Origin of the sequence: Streptomyces torulosus, from assembly GCF_001419765.1 — a bacterium.
In the GTDB taxonomy this organism is placed as follows: Bacteria; Actinomycetota; Actinomycetes; order Streptomycetales; family Streptomycetaceae; genus Streptomyces; species Streptomyces torulosus.
Genome location: NZ_LIRK01000388.1, coordinates 1 through 15,333, shown reverse-complemented (window position 1 = coordinate 15,333; position 15,333 = coordinate 1). Strand labels below are relative to the sequence as shown.

Genomic DNA, 15,333 nt, shown 5'->3' with positions numbered 1-15,333 from the left:
GCCGAGGAGGACGAGGACGAAGGACGCGACGGGCATGCCGTCGGCGTCGCGGCCCCGGCGGCGGGGGGCGGGGGGGGTGGGGGACGTGGCGGTCAGTTGCATGGTGCGGTCAGCTCCCTAGGGGTGGACGGGCTCCAACGGAAGTCCGGAGAGGGTCAGTTGGTGGTCCGGCCACGGCGGGCGTGGCGCTCGCGGTAGGCGAAGACCGCCAGCCAGGCGCCGATGACGGCCGCGGCGGCCAGGGAGACGGAGAGCGGAACGTGGGCCACGGTGCCCAGGACGATCCCCAGCAGCAGAAGTGCGGCGACGAGGAACAACATGGCTCGGATGCCTCTCGTTTCGTGTTCGGCGGTTCGACGTGACATTTCGGTGAACGGTTGTGGTTACACTTGTTCACTGACTCCAAAGTCTAACGCGCTGCCCGGCTTTGCAATTACAGAGAACAGTTGTTAACTGCATGGCATGAGTCACACTTTCGGCGTCCGGCAGGCGCAGAAGCAGCGGACCCGGCAGGCGCTCATGGACGCCGCGCTCACCCTGCTGGAGGAACAGAGCCTCAGCAGCCTGGGCCTTCGCGAGGTCACCCGGGCCGTGGGGGTGGCGCCGACCGCGTTCTACCGNNTGGACGCGTACCCCGCTCACGTCCGCTTTATCGCGCGTGAGCGGCACGGAGGTGTCCAGCCGGTACGCGAGGCGATCCAGGGCCAACTGACCCGGTTCGCGGTGGAGGTGTGCGACGACCTGGCCAAGCGGCCCGAGACCGCCGGCTGGAGCGACGACGACCGGCTGATGCTCGCCGGTCTGTACGTCGATCAGATGCTGGTGACGGCCTCCCTGTTCCTGGAGGCCCACGACGACCCCGAGGCGGAGCGCGCACGCGTGACCCGCCTCGCGGGCCGCCGGATGCGACTGATCAGCATCGGCTGCCGTCACTGGCTCGACTGAGGAGCGGGTGAGGCGCCACGGGGCCGCCACAGCCGCCGGGTGCGCCTTTGGCCGCGCCGGAGGGGGCTCCCGAGGGAGCCCGGCACTTTGCGCGCGGCCGGCCCCCCGACCGGCCGCGCGCTCGGCCCGTGAACGCGCGCTCAGCCCGTGAGCCGCGCGCGGGCCAGTTGCCGTGACTGCGCGACCAGGCGGTCGGCGCTGTCCCAGACCTCGGCGTCCTCCTCCAGGAAGCCGCCGGCGAGGTTGCGGGTGGTGATGGAGACCCGCAGCGGTCCGGGCGCCGGACGCCACCGCACGTGCACGGTCAGCTCGACCGTCGGGACCCAGCCGGAGATGCCCAGCTCGAAGGCGGTCGGCGGCAGCGCGTCCACCGCGAGGAGCAGCGAGAGGGGGTCCGGGTCACGGCCGTCGGCGAGTCCGAACCAGGCGCGCATCTCGCCGTTCCCCGAGGGTGCGCCGAGGGCCCAGCCGAGGGTCGACGGGTCCAGCTTGAGGAACAGCCGGTCGGTGATGGCGGAGCTGCCGGGGACCGGGGCGGGCGCGTCCTGAGGGCCGAAGCACTGCTCGATCGGCGGGATCGCGGGCGGCTTCGCCGTCGTACGGACGTCGTCCGGGAGGGAGCCGAGGTCGCCGTAGGAGGCGAGGACGCGGATCCGCTCGATCTCGCGGCCCTCGTCGTCGTACTGGAGGAGGGACGCCTGGCCGGTCGACAGGGTCCGGCCGGTGCGGACGACGTCCGTGCGGATGACGGCGGGGCCGGGCTGGGAGGCGGTCAGGTAGTGCGCGGAGACCGTGAACGGGTCGGCGTGCGGGAGGGTGTCCGCGAGGGCGCGGCCCAGCATGGCCAGCAGGTAGCCGCCGTTGACGGCGCTGATGATCGTCCAGCCGGCGGAGAGGTCCGCGTCGTAGACGCCGGGTTCCCGCCTGGTGACCGCGGTGTCCCGGTCGAACTCGCTGTCGCCGACGGTGGCCTGTACGGAAGCTGCTTCGGGCATGGGTGAACCGTACAACAGCTCATTACTAAGCGGTAGCTTTTGGCCGACGATGCCGACAGCGCCGGACAGCGACGTCGTGCTCAGCCCTCCTCCACCGCCGACGAGCGCCGGTTCCACGCGCGCGGCGCCCGCCAGTGGTACCGCATCGCCAGCAGCCTGAGCGCGAAGGCGACGGCCACCGCGAAGGCCGAGGTGAGGGGGTTGAGCGCGTCGTAGCGGATGCAGAGGACGACCAGGCAGGCGCCGACCATCGCGGGCACCGCGTACAGATCGCGGTCCCAGCGAAGCAGCGAGGGCACCTCGTTGGCGAGCACGTCCCGCAGCACACCGCCGCCGACCGCCGTGGCGAGGCCGAGGGCCGCCGAGGCCGTGAGTCCCAGCCCGTACTCGTACGCCTTCGTCGTGCCGGTGACGCAGAACAGGCCGAGGCCGGCCGCGTCGAAGACGTTCACGCCGAGTTGGATGCGCTCGACCTCCGGGTGGAGGAAGAACACCAGCAGGGCGGCGAACAGCGGGGTGATGAAGTAGCCGAGGTCGGTGAAGGCGGCCGGCGGCACGGCTCCGATGACCAGGTCCCGGAAGAGACCGCCGCCGAGCGCGGTGACCTCGGCGAGGACGGCGATGCCGAAGACGTCGAAGTTCTTGCGCACGGCCAGCAGCGCGCCGGAGATCGCGAAGACGAAGATGCCGATCAGATCGAGCGCGTGCTGGACGGACGGGGTGAACAGTTGCTGGAGCACCCTCATATTGTGACGCAACAACGAGCCCCTGCCTTACATTGCAAGGCAGGGGCTCGTTCTGGTCTTACTTGTTACTTGTCGCCGGTCTCCTTGGCGACCTCGGTCTCGGCGGGCCCCTCGGCCGGAGCCTCAGCCTTCTCCGCGGCCTCCACCTCCGCCGCGACCGCCGCGGACGTCTCCGCAGACTGGGCCAGTACCTCGTCCGGCACCAGCTCGCCCGCCTCCTTGGCGGCGGTCAGCAGGACGACGTCCTGGGGCTGCTGGTCCTCGAAGTTCTCCGGGTGGTGGCAGGCGACCCGCTGGCCCGGCTTCAGCTCGGCGAGCGGCGGCTCGGTGGTCCGGCAGACCTCCGTGGCCTTCCAGCACCGGGTGTGGAAGCGGCAGCCGCTCGGCGGCGAGATCGGCGAGGGCACATCGCCCTTGAGCAGGATGCGCTCGCTCTTGGCGCCACGCCGCCTCGGGTCCGGGATCGGCACCGCCGACAGCAGGGCCTTGGTGTACGGGTGCATCGGCGACTGGTACAGCGCGTCCCGGTCGGCGAGCTCGACGATCTTGCCGAGGTACATCACCGCGATGCGGTCCGAGACATGGCGGACGACGGAGAGGTCGTGCGCGATGATCACGTACGTGAGGCCCAGCTCGTCCTGGAGGTCGTCCATGAGGTTGACGACCTGCGCCTGGATGGACACGTCGAGCGCGGAGACCGGCTCGTCGGCCACGACCATACGGGGCTTGAGGGCGAGGGCGCGGGCGATGCCGATGCGCTGGCGCTGACCGCCGGAGAACTCGTGCGGGTAGCGGTTGTAGTGCTCGGGGCTGAGGCCCACCAGCTCCAGGAGGCGCTGGACCTCCTTCTTCACACCGCCCTCGGGCTCGACGCCCTGGAGCTTGAACGGCGCCGAGACGATCGTGCCGATGGTGTGCCGGGGGTTCAGCGAGCCGTACGGGTCCTGGAAGATCATCTGCACGTCGCGGCGCAGCGGGCGCATGCCCGACGTGTTGAGGTGCGTGATGTCCTGGCCGTCGAACTCGATCCGTCCGCCGGATGGCTCCAGCAGCCGGGTGATGAGCCGGCCCATGGTCGACTTGCCGCAGCCGGACTCGCCGACGACACCGAGGGTCTCGCCCCGGCGCACCTCGAAGTCGATGCCGTCGACGGCCTTGACCGCCCCGACCTGCCGCTGGAGCAGGCCCTTCTTCAGGGGGAAGTGCTTGACCAGGCCCTCGACCTTGAGCAGCGGCTTCTCTTCGGCGCGCGGGGCCGGCACGGCGGCCCGGGTCTCAGTCTCGCTCACAGCTTCGGCGCAATCTCTTCGTTCCAGATCCGCGTGCGGTCCTCCTGCGACAGGTGGCAGGCGGTGAAGTGCCTGCCGCCGACCTCACGCAGATCGGGGCGCTCGGTGCGGGTGACGTTGTCCTTGGGGACGTCCGCGTAGGGGCAGCGCGGGTTGAAGGCGCAGCCCGCGGGGACATTGATGAGGCTGGGCGGCTGGCCCTTGACCGGGATGAGCCGGTCGGTCTGCTCACGGTCGATGCGCGGCATCGAGCCGAGCAGGCCCCACGTGTAGGGGTGCTGCGGCTGGTAGAAGATGTCGTCGACCGGTCCGCGCTCCACGCAGCGGCCGCCGTACATCACGAGGATGTCGTCGGCGATCTCGGCGACCACGCCGAGGTCGTGCGTGATGATGATGACCGCGGAGCCGAACTCCTTCTGCAGGTCGCGGATGAGGTCCAGGATCTGCGCCTGGACGGTCACGTCCAGGGCGGTGGTGGGCTCGTCGGCGATCAGCAGTTCGGGGTTGTTGACCAGGGCCATGGCGATCATGGCGCGCTGGCGCATACCGCCGGAGAACTCGTGCGGATAGTTGTTGACCCGCTTGTCCGGCTCCGGGATGCCGACGCGGTCGAGGAGTTCGACGGCGCGCCTGCGGGCGGTCTTCTTGTCGACGTCGTTGTGGACGCGGTACGCCTCCACGATCTGGCTGCCGACCGTGTAGTACGGGTGCATCGCGGACAGCGGGTCCTGGAAGATCATCGCCATCTCGCGGCCGCGCAGCCGGCGGACCTCGTCGGGTGAGGCGGAGACCAGTTCCTTGCCCTCGAGCCAGATCTCGCCGGACATCCGCACGTTCTTGCCGCGTGCGCCGAGCCGGTGCAGACCCATGATGGCCAGCGAGGTCACCGACTTGCCGGAGCCGGACTCGCCCACGATGCCGAGGGTCTTGCCCTTCTCCAGCTGGAAGGAGAGGCCGTCGACGGACTTGACCAGGCCGTCGTCGGTCGGGAAGTGCACCTTGAGGTCACGCACCTCGAGGAACGCGTCGGGGGCGTCCCCGCTGCGTACGGGCTCGCCGACGGCGGCCCCGGTCTTGGACAGTTCGGTCACGAGAGCCTCACCCGCGGGTCGATCGTGGCGTACAGCAGGTCCACCACAAGGTTCATGAAGACGACGAAGAACGCCGCGAGCAGGGTCACCCCGAGGATCGGGGGCAGGTCGTTGGCGGTGATCGACTGGACCGCGTACTCGCCGATGCCGTGCAGGGAGAACACGGTCTCGGTGATGACGGCACCGCCGAGCAGCAGGCCGATGTCCATGCCGAAGACCGTCACCAGCGGGGTCAGCGCGGCCCGCAGACCGTGCCGGACGACCACCTTGCGCTCCCGCAGGCCCTTGGCCCGCGCGGTGCGGATGAAGTCCTCGTTCATCGTCTCCAGCATGCCCGAGCGGGTGAGCCGGGCGTAGATGGCGGAGTAGAGGAGGGCCAGCGAACACCAGGGGAGGAAGAGGGTGTTGGCCCACTGCGAGGGGTTCTCCGTGAAGGGGACGTACGTCCTGCCGAAGATCTCCAGCTCGTAGCTGAACAGCAGCAGCGCCAGCTGACCGGTGAAGAACATGGGCAGGGACACGCCCGCGAGCGCCACGCCCATGGCGGAGCGGTCGAAGAACGAGCCCGGTTTGAGCGCGGAGACCACACCGGCGGCGATACCGCCCACCAGCCACAGCACAGCGGCGCCGACGGCCAGCGACAGGGTGACCGGCAGCCGCTCGGTCAGCTGCGGCCAGACCTCCAGGTGGTCCTTGAAGGAGTAGCCGAAGCAGGGGGCGTTGCACTGGACCGTGGTGGGACCGAGGTCATAGGTGGCGCCGGAGACGATCCCCTTGATGAACTCCCAGTACTGGACGTAGACCGGCTGGTCCAGGCCGAGGTTCGCCTTGACGGCCGCGATGTCCTCGGGCGTGGGGTTCTTGCCGATGTACTGCTGCGCCAGCTGGTCGGCGGTCTGCCCTGCGAGCTTCGGCAGGATGAAGAAGATGCCGAAGGTGACCGCGGTGACGACCAGCAGCAGGATCACCGCTGCGATCGTCCGGCGGATGATGTACGAGATCACGAGGACCGGCGCCGGCGCCCGCGGGTGACGAACCCGCGGGCGCCAATGCCTTCACCTGCCTTCCGGGGCTACTGCTTGGTGGTACCGATGTTGAGGTAGTCGTACTGACCGCTGAAGGCGGACGACGACACCACGTTGGTGGCGTACGGCGAGCGGTACAGCAGGACCTTGAAGTAGGTCAGCGGCACGATGGCGGCCTGCTCCATGACCTTCTTGTCGACCTGGGTGTACGCGGCGGTGCGGGCGGCCTCGTCGGTGTTGCCGATCGCGTCGTCGAGCAGCTTGTTGATCTCCGGGTCGTTCAGCTCCGACAGGTTGGTGTTGCCGGACTGACCGATGGCCTTGCCGTGGACGATCTGCTGCAGGAAGCCGTAGCCGGTCGGCCAGTCGGAGCCCCACTGCATCATGATCAGGCCGATGTTCTGCTTCTTGTTGAACTTCGGCACACCCGCGTAGTCGGAGAAGTACTTGCCCGACGGGAACTGCTTGATCTCGGCGTCGATGCCGACCTTCTTCAGCGCGCCGACGATCGCGGTGGCCGCGTCGACCTCACCCTGACGGTCGGTACGGGCGGAGATGGCGGTCTTGAAGCCCTTCTCCTGGCCACAGGCCTTCAGGTGCTCCTTGGCCTTGGCCTCGTCGCCCTTGTTGCCCTTGGTGGCGTAGAGGTCGTACTTCTCGTAGCCCGGGATGTCGGTGGGCAGGACGGTGGAGGCGATGTCACCACGGAGCGGGCCGCCCATCGCGGTCTGCACGGCGACCTTGTTGATCGCGTACTGCACGGCCTTGCGGCACTCGACGTTGTCGAACGGCTTCTGCTGCGTGTTGATCGCCGTGTAGATGAGGCGACCGCCGAGCGCGTTGTCCGTGTTGGCGAGCTTGTCCTTGTCGTTGACGAGCTGCGCCTGGGTCTGGGTGTCGACGCCCGTGCCCTGGATGTCGATCATCGTGTCGCCGGCCATCACATCCTTGTCGATGGTGGCCTTGTTGACCTTCAGGTTCACGACGATCTTGTCCGGGTACTGCTTGCGCAGCGGGTCCGTCTTCGCGTCCCACTCGGGGTTGCGGGTCAGGACGATCTGCTTGCCCTCGTCGTACTTCTCGAACTTGTACGAGCCGGTCGACACGACCTTCTTGGTGTAGTCGACGCCGGTGTCCTTGGCGCGCGGCACCGGGGCGGTCTGGGGCTGGCTCGCCAGGAAGTCGAAGTCGGCGAAGGGCTTGTTGAGCTTGAAGACGATGGTGTTGTCGTCCGGCGTCTCGATGGACGCGATGCCCTTCTCGCTCTTGTCCTTGTACGGGCCCTTGTACTTGTCGCCGCCGTCCAGCAGCTGCTGGAAGTAGTTGGGGCCGGAGGAGAGCACGTCACGCGCGAAGTTGGAGCGCTCGACCGCGTACTTGACGTCCTTCGAGGTGACGACCGTGCCGTCCTCGAACTTCACGCCCTGGCGGATCTTGTACGTCCAGGTCTTGCCGCCGTCGCTGGGCACGCCCGCGGCCTCGGCGAGGTCCGGGACGAGCTCGTTGCCCTTCTCGCCGGCGCCGGGCTTGAAGGTCATCAGCGGACGCGCGTAGAGGCGGCTGAAGTTGAACCCGTACGCGTAGTACATGTTGCCCGGGTCGAGGGACTCGGGAGCGTCGGAGCTCGCGTAGGTGACCGTGCCGCCCTTCTTGGTGGACGCGTTCACGACCTCCTTGGTCGCGGCGTTGGCGCCCGCGCCCTTGTTGGCGTCGTCCGGGCTGTCGTCGGCCTTGCTGCAGGCCGACAGGAGCAAGCCGGCACTGCTGACGGCCGCGATCGCGGCCATTGCTGACCTTCGCATGATGGTCTGTTTCCCCTTCGTAGTTGGACAGTTGAGCAGGACGCGACGGGTGCCCGCGACCGCAGACGTCAGCGGCTGCGGGGGTCGAGGGCGTCCCTGAGGCCGTCACCGAGGAGGTTGAAGGCCAGCACCGTGATGAAGATCGCGAGGCCGGGAACGATCATGTACTGCGGGTCGACCTGGAAGAAGTCGACCGCGTCGTTGAGCATTCCGCCCCAGGAGGCCTGCGGCGGGCGGATACCGACACCGAGGAAGCTCAGGGAAGCCTCGAAGATGATGTTGGTCGGGATCAGCAGCGTCGAGTAGACGATGATCGGCGCGACGAGGTTCGGCAGCAGCTCCCTGAAGAGGATGTACGGCCCGGCGGCCCCCATCCCGCGGGAGGCGTCGATGAACTCCCGTTCCCGCAGCGCCATGGTCTGGGCGCGCACGATGCGCCCCATGTACGGCCAGTTGAAGAAGCCGATGACGAAGATGAGCACCGAGATGTGCAGGGGGAGCCCTTCGAGGCCGAAGGCGCCGCCCTGCAGCGTGGCGGAGATGGCGATGGCGAACAGCAGCAGCGGGAACGCCAGGAAGGTGTCCATCAGCCGGCTGATGATCGAGTCGACCCGGCCGCCGTAGTAGCCGGCGAGGAGGCCGAGCACGGTGCCGATGGCGTTGGAGAGGACGGTCGCGCCGAAGGCGACGACCAGGGAGACCCAGGAGCCCTCCAGGATGCGCGCGAGGATGTCCCGGCCGAACTTCGGCTCGACACCGAGCGGGTGGTCCCAGCTCATCCCGCCGAAGTCACCCTTCGGCAGGGAGGTGTTGGGGTCGATCAGGTCCTGGTTGAAGGCGTTGGGGTCGAGTCCGAGCAGCGACTGCAGCGGCCGGGAGAGGGCCGCGATCAGGATCAGCAGGACCACCACGACGCCGCCGGCCACCGCCACCTTGTCGCGCTTGAAGCGGGTCCAGGCGATCTGGCCGAGTGAACGGCCCTCGATCCTCTTGGCCTCGACACCTTCCAGCACGGCCTCCGGCTGTGCCTCGGCCTGCGATCCGGTCGTCTCAATGGGTGCGGTCATCGTCCCTCGTGCTTGCCCGTGCCGGTGGTTGCCGACTGTGCTTGGCGGCCGCCCGGGTCTGCGGTGCGGTCCGTTGCCACTACTGCCGTCGTTCTCTCGCTTGCTTCTTGCCCATGACCCGGTGTCAACGTCGCTGTCTCGCCGGGCCGTTCGGAGGGAGAGGCGCATACGGCACTGAACCCCACCGTATGAACAGCACGTTCGGCCAACCCCCCACCGCTCTGGGGGAGTCTTCAACGGTGGCGCGATCAGGCACCAGACCCGGCGGCGAATGTATGCGTAACCGTGATGTGGCCAGCAGGGTTCCGGAATCCGAACATCGCATGCGGGTGAGCGGCATCGAACGGACTGTTACAAGTGATCCAGGTCACAGAACGAGTTCGCCATGTCCAGATCACCCACAATCATCCCCTTCGGGTGCGTGGCAATTCGGGCGAAGAACACATGCCGCCGGCCACTCAACCGATCATTCCCCAGGTATTTGAGGTTCGTCTGAGCGTTGCTTCGTAACAGAATCCCCGGCCCATTGCGAGCCGTCTCGACGGCCCACTAACTTCTTCCCCGCCGGGGCGGCCCGACCCACTCCCCCGGACAGGGAAATGAATTGACCGGGTCAACGGGGAAAACGGGGATACAAATGAATCTGCGCAACAAGCGTGCTCTTTCCGCGACGTTCGCGACGACCGCGCTCGTCACCGGTGCGTTCACGGCCCTTCCGGCCACGGCGAGCGCCGCCGACCGGGCCCCCATGCGCTGCGAGGGCTACACCTACTCCAAGGTGATCAAGCTCGGCACGCCGTGGTACGCCTCCCGCGGACCGGTGGTCAGCAAGCGCAACAGCAGCTCCAGCAAGTCCACCCTGGTCTACTCGGTCAAGACCACCAAGACCCGTACGACGACCTGGGGCGGCGAGGCCAGTGCCAGCGTGGGCTGGGGCATCGCCCAGGTCGAGGCGAAGACCAAGTACGAGGTGGCCAAGTCCGTCGCCAAGGGCCGCACCGTCACCAACCGTATGACGGTCGACCCGGGCAAGCGGGGATACACCCAGCCGATGGTCGAGTACCAGAAGTTCCAGGTCGAGCGCTGGCGCGAGCTCGGCAACTGCAAGCACGACCGTATCGAGATCGTCGGCATTCTGAAGGGAATCACTTCTTCCCTGCACTTCGCGGAATGCCAGACGCGGCAGGCCTCCTGCACGCCGAAGCCGTAATTCCGGCGGCTTTCCGAAAAGCATGCCTCCGTTCCCGGGCCCGTGAACGAAGGTGCGCCACCACGGAAACACGCAAATGGAAAAATGAGCGGCGTTCACCGGCACGGGGGCAGGTGAACGCATGACGGAGCCCCCGGTTCCGGGAAGGTTCGTCGTCGAACCGGACCGGGCCGGGGGCTCTGGCCGTACCGGGTCAGTAGCCGCCCGGGTAGCCGTAGCCGCCGGCGGCCGGGGCCTGGGCCGGGGCGCCATGGGCCTCGCGGTCGTAGAACGGGCGGGCGGCGGCCCGCAGCCACATCGCGACCGGGTCGTACTCGTCGGACATGGCGACCGTGGAGACGGGCAGCCCGTCCGGGACGGCGCCGATGGACTGCTGCATCATCGCGCGCACCGAGTCGACGGCGGGCGGCGAGGTGTCGTACACGTCGAGGCCGATCGCCAGATAGGGCGCGCCGAGCGAGGGCTGCACCCAGGCGCGGCGCAGCGAGCGCACGGCCGGGGTGCGGTGGGCGTTCTGCGTCAGCAGGGCGTAGAACTGCGGGATCTCGATGCCCGGCTCGGACAGCCGCAGCGGACCCGCGGGCTGCCGCTCCAGGCCCGTGGCGATCCGGCGCAGATCCAGCCAGGGAATGCCGACGCCGCCGCCCGGAGCGTGCGGGTTGAGCCAGAGTCCGTAATGGTCGGGGTAGAGCGTGCGGGCCACGTCGAGGCCGTCGACGACCTCGTAACTGCGGTTCCAGCCGCTGGCGGAGAGCTCCTGGGCGGAGGTGACGCAGGGCGCGTAGTTGAACCCGTCCACCTCCATGTTCCCGTACTGGGCGTCCGGGGAGCCTGCCTGGCCGTGCCACAGGAGCATCCAGACCTGGCCGGTGGCGGGGGTCGCGAGGGCACGCAGCAACGCCTCGTAGGCGTCGTAACGCCCCGGCGTCACCTGGCGCAGCATGTGCTCGACCTGCCCGGTCGCCGTGCCGCTCGCGCTCACGTCAGCCGCCCTTCGGTTTGGAGCTGGTGGTGTCGGACCCTGGTTTGTGGAAAACCAGCTTAGGTGGTGTGCGGGTCGAGCCGGTCAGGGCTCGGGGCTTGCTGTGCGTCGCGGGCCCCGGTGTCGTCGTGGCTGGTCGCGCCCCGCGGCGGAGCCGCCGACGCCGCCGCCCCCGCGCCCTGTCGGGGCCGGGTGTCAGTAGCCCTGTTGGTAGAAGGGGCGGACCTTCTCGCGGAGCCAGTCGCCCACCGGGTCCTGGGCCACGTCCAGGAAGACCATGTTGACCGGCCAGGCCACCGGTTGTGTGCCGAGGGCGCGGCCGAGGGCGTCCAGGGGGAGGGTGCGGTCGGCCTCCCAGGAGACCAGGTCGACACCGATGAACATGACGGGGTCGGCGGTCTCGATGGCGGCGAGGCAGCGGCGGGCCGTGAGGACGACGCCGGTCGCGGCGAACTCGGCGGAAGCCGCGGCGAGGAAGTCCACGGGGTCGTCCTGCCAGTCCGGTTCGAACAGGCGGACCCGGGCGCCGCTCGCCGACCCGTCCAGCGGGGTCCGGGCGGCCCGGCACACCTCGGCCACGGCGGGTGGCGGCAGCGGGATGCCCACGACACCGTCCGGGTTCAGGGCGAGGCCGACCTGCGGGGGCAGCCCGCGGGCGAACTCGACGGCCGGGGCGATCGTGTACGACATGTGGTTGCCGACGACCTGGCGGAACTGCTCCTCGGAGCTGAACACCGGCACGTACACCTGGCCGTCCAGCTCCATCGTCGGCAGATCCAGCTCGCGGCTGTGCCGTCCCCCGCCCTCGGGCAGCGGCACCCACACGAAGCTGCGGGCCAGCACCTCGACGATGCGCGGGCCGGCCCCCGGCACCCCGAGGGAGGCGGAGAGCACCTCCTCCAGCTCATTGCCGGGCCACCCGCCGTGTCCATGGGGGTGTGCCTGTGCCGGGAAGTCCGCCGGGAAGTCCATCTGCCGCCTACCGCTTTACTCCGTGATGCTGTTGTCCCTGCACCTTAATGCCCCCGCCGACAAAGGGGACGGCCCGGCGGCCGCCCTCGACGACGGCCCCGTCCCCGCCCCCGGGGCGAGCCCGCTCTCAGCCGTCGAAGCCGATCCGGTTCAGCGCGTCCGCCGCGGCCCGGTCGATCAGCACCGCCGAACCACAGCCCTCCGGCAGGCGCCCCTCCTCCACGGACCGCAGCAGCCGGGTCATCGCCCCCCGGTGCCGGGCGAAGGCGTAGCGGGACACCCCGCGCCCCCGCTCCCGCTGTCCGTCCCGCGCCTCGCCGGGGGTGACGTCGAGCAGCAGCAGATGGAGGGTGCCGCCCCTGCGGACGGCCTCCCGGGCGAGCCAGCGCCGCACCCACGCCTGGGCCCCGCAGTCGTGCACGACGACGCCCTCACCGGAGCGCAGCGCGCGCCGGAGCCCGGCGTAGTGCGCGAGGCGCACGAACGGCCGGTACACGGCGTACGGCAGGACGCGTGCCAGGCGCGCGTCGAAGCGGTCACGCGTGTCCTGGGAGTCGATCCGCTGTCCCGGCACCGTGCGGCGCATCAGGGTCGACTTGCCGCTGCCGGGGAGCCCGGTGACGACCACGAGGTCGACCGGCGCGAACGACAGCACGCGCGGGCTGCGTCCGGAGCGCTCCCTGAGGTCGCGGACGACCGCCCTGGGGAAGGGGCCGCAGGCCGCGGCGGCCGGGCCGGCGGGCTGCTCGGGCAGGGCGAGGCCCGAGGTCGCCGCGTACGCCGTGGTCCTGTTCACCGTGATCGTCCTCCCCAAGGGGTCGGGAGACCCATCCCCACAGATTGTAAAGAGAAGGTAATGCCCGATCGCTCCTGATTCAGTCCTCGTCTTGCCACAAGAGTGCAACGGACCGCTGTGTCTGTCCCCCGAATTCATGCGCCGCCCGGGACCGGGGTGCCCGGCCCGACACCTCCCCCGCCCCGGAACCTCCCCCTGCCGTGCCGCGCCGATGCGTGCAATGATGTGCGCGCCAACTGCATACCGGCCGCTTGAATCCGCGCGGGAGAGCTCCCAGCAGTCTTCGCTGGGGCGCCGAAGGAGCAAGTCCCTCCCTTGAATCTCTCAGGCCCAGATACCGCGCGGGCGAGGCACATCTGAAAAGCGAGCCGCTGCGCCAGTGGCTCCACCCAAGGTGCAAACCGCGACCATCGCCGCGTCATCAGGACGTACGGTCGTGGTGAACCTCTCAGGTTCCGATGACAGATGGGGAGGAACGTCCTCGCCTTCCCCCACGCTCGGCTTCGCTCGCGCGGGAGGGACCCCATCGCCTTGGGAGCAGAACCGATGAGCAGTAGCCCCACCGCCGGACCGCGCCGTACCGCGCTCGATGCCCTGCATCGCTCGCTCGGCGCGACGATGACCGATTTCGCGGGCTGGGACATGCCTCTGCGCTACGGCTCAGAGCGCGACGAGCACAACGCCGTACGGACCCGGGCCGGGCTGTTCGACCTCTCCCACATGGGCGAGATCACCGTCACCGGTCCCCAGGCGGCCGCGCTCCTCGATCACGCCCTCGTCGGGAACATCGGCGGCGTGAGCACGGGCCGTGCCCGCTACACCATGATCTGCCGCGAGGACGGCGGCATCCTCGACGATCTGATCGTCTACCGCCTCGCGGACACCGAGTACATGGTCGTCGCGAACGCCTCCAACGCCCAGGTGGTGCTGGACGCCCTGGTGGAGCGCGCGGCCGGGTTCGACGCCGAGGTCCGGGACGACCGTGACGCGTACGCGCTGCTCGCGGTCCAGGGCCCCGAGTCGCCCGGCATCGTGAAGGGGCTCACCGACGCCGACCTGGACGGCCTGAAGTACTACGCGGGCCTGCCCGGCACGGTCGCCGGCGTCCCGGCGCTGATCGCGCGCACCGGGTACACCGGCGAGGACGGCTTCGAGCTGTTCGTGAAGCCGGAGCACGCCGTGGAGCTGTGGCAGGCGCTGACCGAGGCGGGCGAGGGCGTCGGCCTGGTGCCCTGCGGGCTGTCCTGCCGGGACACGCTGCGCCTGGAGGCGGGCATGCCGCTGTACGGGCACGAGCTGACCACCGAACTGACGCCCTTCGACGCCGGGCTCGGCCGGGTGGTGAAGTTCGAGAAGGAGGGCGACTTCGTGGGCCGCGCGGCCCTGCGCGAGGCCGCCGAGAACGCCAACCACGAGCCGCCGGTACTCGTCGGCCTGATCGCCGAGGGCCGTCGGGTCCCCCGCGCCGGGTACCCGGTCGTCGCCGACGGCAAGGTGGTCGGCCAGGTCACCTCCGGCGCCCCCTCCCCCACACTGGGCAAGCCGATCGCCATGGCGTACGTCGACGCCATGTACGCCGCCCCGGGCACCACCGGGGTCGCTGTGGACATCCGGGGCAGCCACGAGCCGTACGAGGTCGTGGCGCTGCCGTTCTACAAGCGGTCCAAGTGACACCGTCGTAGTCGGCTCACCGTCGTTCAGAAGCGGCATGGCGTCGTCGTGCGGAACGGCACGGCGGCGCACCCGAGCGTGACAAAGGGCACATCCGCCCTGTTCAACAGCGCTTTCAGCAGTCCCTCATTCATCACCACTCCCCCGCGTACAGGAGAATTCAGGCCATGAGCAACCCCCAGCAGCTGCGCTACAGCAAGGAGCACGAGTGGCTGTCGGTCGCCGAGGACGGCGTCTCGACGGTGGGCATCACGGAGCACGCGGCCAACGCGCTCGGCGATGTCGTCTACACCCAGCTTCCCGAGGTGGGCTCCACGGTGGCCGCGGGCGAGTCCTGCGGCGAGCTGGAGTCGACGAAGTCCGTCAGCGACCTGTACTCCCCGGTGAGCGGTGAGATCACCGAGGTCAACGAGGACGTGGTGAACGATCCGTCGCTGGTGAACACCGCTCCCTTCGAGGGTGGCTGGCTGTTCAAGGTACGGATCGCGGAGGAGCCGGGCGATCTGCTCTCCGCCGACGAGTACACCGCCTTCATCGCCGGCTGAGAGGTCGTAGCACCATGTCGCTTCTGAACACGTCTCTGCACGAGCTGGACCCGGAGGTCGCGGCCGCGGTCGACGCCGAGCTGCACCGCCAGCAGTCCACCCTGGAGATGATCGCCTCGGAGAACTTCGCTCCGCTCGCCGTCATCGAGGCCCAGGGCTCCGTCCTCACCAACAAATACGCCGAGGGCTACCCCGGC

14 protein-coding genes, 3 pseudogenes and 2 riboswitches are annotated in these 15,333 nt (G+C 69.2%); of the genes and pseudogenes, 6 read left to right on the top strand and 11 right to left on the bottom strand.

Translation table 11 applies throughout. The features are described from left to right. Positions 1–155: 155 nt before the first annotated feature. The gene (locus tag AOK23_RS48555) at positions 156–320 is read right to left on the bottom strand and encodes a hypothetical protein (RefSeq protein WP_099970812.1); all 165 of its coding nucleotides are present in this window, start codon (positions 318–320) and stop codon (positions 156–158) included. Positions 321–462: 142 nt separating this feature from the next. Between AOK23_RS48555 and AOK23_RS50270 the strand changes: the two are divergent. Both AOK23_RS50270 and AOK23_RS26245 read left to right on the top strand, forming a co-directional pair. Beyond that, a pseudogene (locus tag AOK23_RS50270) lies at positions 463–620 on the top strand (TetR family transcriptional regulator); the annotation flags it as partial. A 2-nt stretch (positions 621–622) separates the two neighbouring features. After that, positions 623–945 (top strand): annotated as a pseudogene (locus AOK23_RS26245) (TetR family transcriptional regulator); the annotation flags it as partial. 140 nt (positions 946–1,085) lie between these two features. Here AOK23_RS26245 and AOK23_RS26240 read toward each other — a convergent pair. The 7 genes from AOK23_RS26240 to AOK23_RS26210 form a co-directional block, all read right to left on the bottom strand. Beyond that, positions 1,086–1,940, bottom strand: a complete 855-nt coding sequence (locus tag AOK23_RS26240) for a thioesterase family protein (RefSeq protein WP_055715104.1) — start codon at positions 1,938–1,940, stop codon at positions 1,086–1,088. Positions 1,941–2,020: 80 nt separating this feature from the next. Further along, positions 2,021–2,680 carry a trimeric intracellular cation channel family protein gene (locus AOK23_RS26235; protein ID WP_055715107.1) on the bottom strand — a complete coding sequence of 220 codons (660 nt, stop codon included), beginning with the start codon at positions 2,678–2,680 and terminating at the stop codon, positions 2,021–2,023. A 71-nt stretch (positions 2,681–2,751) separates the two neighbouring features. After that, on the bottom strand, positions 2,752–3,975 hold the full coding sequence (locus tag AOK23_RS26230; protein WP_055715103.1) for an ABC transporter ATP-binding protein: 1,224 nt from the start codon (positions 3,973–3,975) through the stop codon (positions 2,752–2,754). Then, complete coding sequence (locus AOK23_RS26225) at positions 3,972–5,066, bottom strand: ABC transporter ATP-binding protein (RefSeq protein WP_055715102.1); 1,095 nt, start codon at positions 5,064–5,066, stop codon at positions 3,972–3,974. Before AOK23_RS26225 ends, AOK23_RS26230 begins: the two co-directional genes overlap by 4 nt. Further along, positions 5,063–6,070: an ABC transporter permease gene (locus AOK23_RS26220; protein WP_055715101.1), complete on the bottom strand. Its 1,008-nt coding sequence runs from the start codon at positions 6,068–6,070 to the stop codon at positions 5,063–5,065. The genes AOK23_RS26225 and AOK23_RS26220 overlap by 4 nt, the downstream gene beginning before the upstream one ends. A gap of 68 nt (positions 6,071–6,138) precedes the next feature. Then, the gene (locus tag AOK23_RS26215; RefSeq protein ID WP_240496561.1) at positions 6,139–7,893 is read right to left on the bottom strand and encodes an ABC transporter substrate-binding protein; all 1,755 of its coding nucleotides are present in this window, start codon (positions 7,891–7,893) and stop codon (positions 6,139–6,141) included. Positions 7,894–7,961: 68 nt separating this feature from the next. Continuing rightward, positions 7,962–8,960 (bottom strand): ABC transporter permease, encoded by a 999-nt coding sequence (locus AOK23_RS26210; RefSeq protein ID WP_055715099.1) that lies wholly within the window; start codon positions 8,958–8,960, stop codon positions 7,962–7,964. 637 nt (positions 8,961–9,597) lie between these two features. On the opposite strand from AOK23_RS26210, the gene AOK23_RS26205 reads away from it, so the two are divergent. Then, positions 9,598–10,170 carry a hypothetical protein gene (locus AOK23_RS26205; protein ID WP_055715098.1) on the top strand — a complete coding sequence of 191 codons (573 nt, stop codon included), beginning with the start codon at positions 9,598–9,600 and terminating at the stop codon, positions 10,168–10,170. 193 nt (positions 10,171–10,363) lie between these two features. On the opposite strand, the gene AOK23_RS26200 is transcribed toward AOK23_RS26205, so the two are convergent. The 3 genes from AOK23_RS26200 to AOK23_RS26190 form a co-directional block, all read right to left on the bottom strand. Continuing rightward, positions 10,364–11,152 (bottom strand): enhanced serine sensitivity protein SseB C-terminal domain-containing protein, encoded by a 789-nt coding sequence (locus tag AOK23_RS26200; RefSeq protein ID WP_055715097.1) that lies wholly within the window; start codon positions 11,150–11,152, stop codon positions 10,364–10,366. Positions 11,153–11,347: 195 nt separating this feature from the next. After that, entirely contained in the window at positions 11,348–12,124 is a 777-nt protein-coding gene (locus AOK23_RS26195) for an enhanced serine sensitivity protein SseB (protein WP_055715096.1), read from the bottom strand. A 127-nt stretch (positions 12,125–12,251) separates the two neighbouring features. Beyond that, positions 12,252–12,926, bottom strand: coding sequence for an AAA family ATPase (locus AOK23_RS26190; RefSeq protein WP_055715106.1), 675 nt, complete (start codon positions 12,924–12,926; stop codon positions 12,252–12,254). 246 nt (positions 12,927–13,172) lie between these two features. Further along, positions 13,173–13,270: riboswitch (glycine riboswitch) on the top strand. Further along, a riboswitch (glycine riboswitch) is annotated at positions 13,271–13,395 on the top strand. A gap of 71 nt (positions 13,396–13,466) precedes the next feature. Between AOK23_RS26190 and gcvT the strand changes: the two genes are divergently transcribed. The 3 genes and pseudogenes from gcvT to AOK23_RS26175 all read left to right on the top strand — a co-directional run. After that, positions 13,467–14,591: a glycine cleavage system aminomethyltransferase GcvT gene (gene gcvT, locus AOK23_RS26185; RefSeq protein ID WP_055715095.1), complete on the top strand. Its 1,125-nt coding sequence runs from the start codon at positions 13,467–13,469 to the stop codon at positions 14,589–14,591. Positions 14,592–14,758: 167 nt separating this feature from the next. After that, on the top strand, positions 14,759–15,136 hold the full coding sequence (gene gcvH / locus AOK23_RS26180; protein WP_055715094.1) for a glycine cleavage system protein GcvH: 378 nt from the start codon (positions 14,759–14,761) through the stop codon (positions 15,134–15,136). Between the two features lie 14 nt (positions 15,137–15,150). Beyond that, positions 15,151–15,333: pseudogene (locus tag AOK23_RS26175) on the top strand (serine hydroxymethyltransferase); the annotation flags it as partial.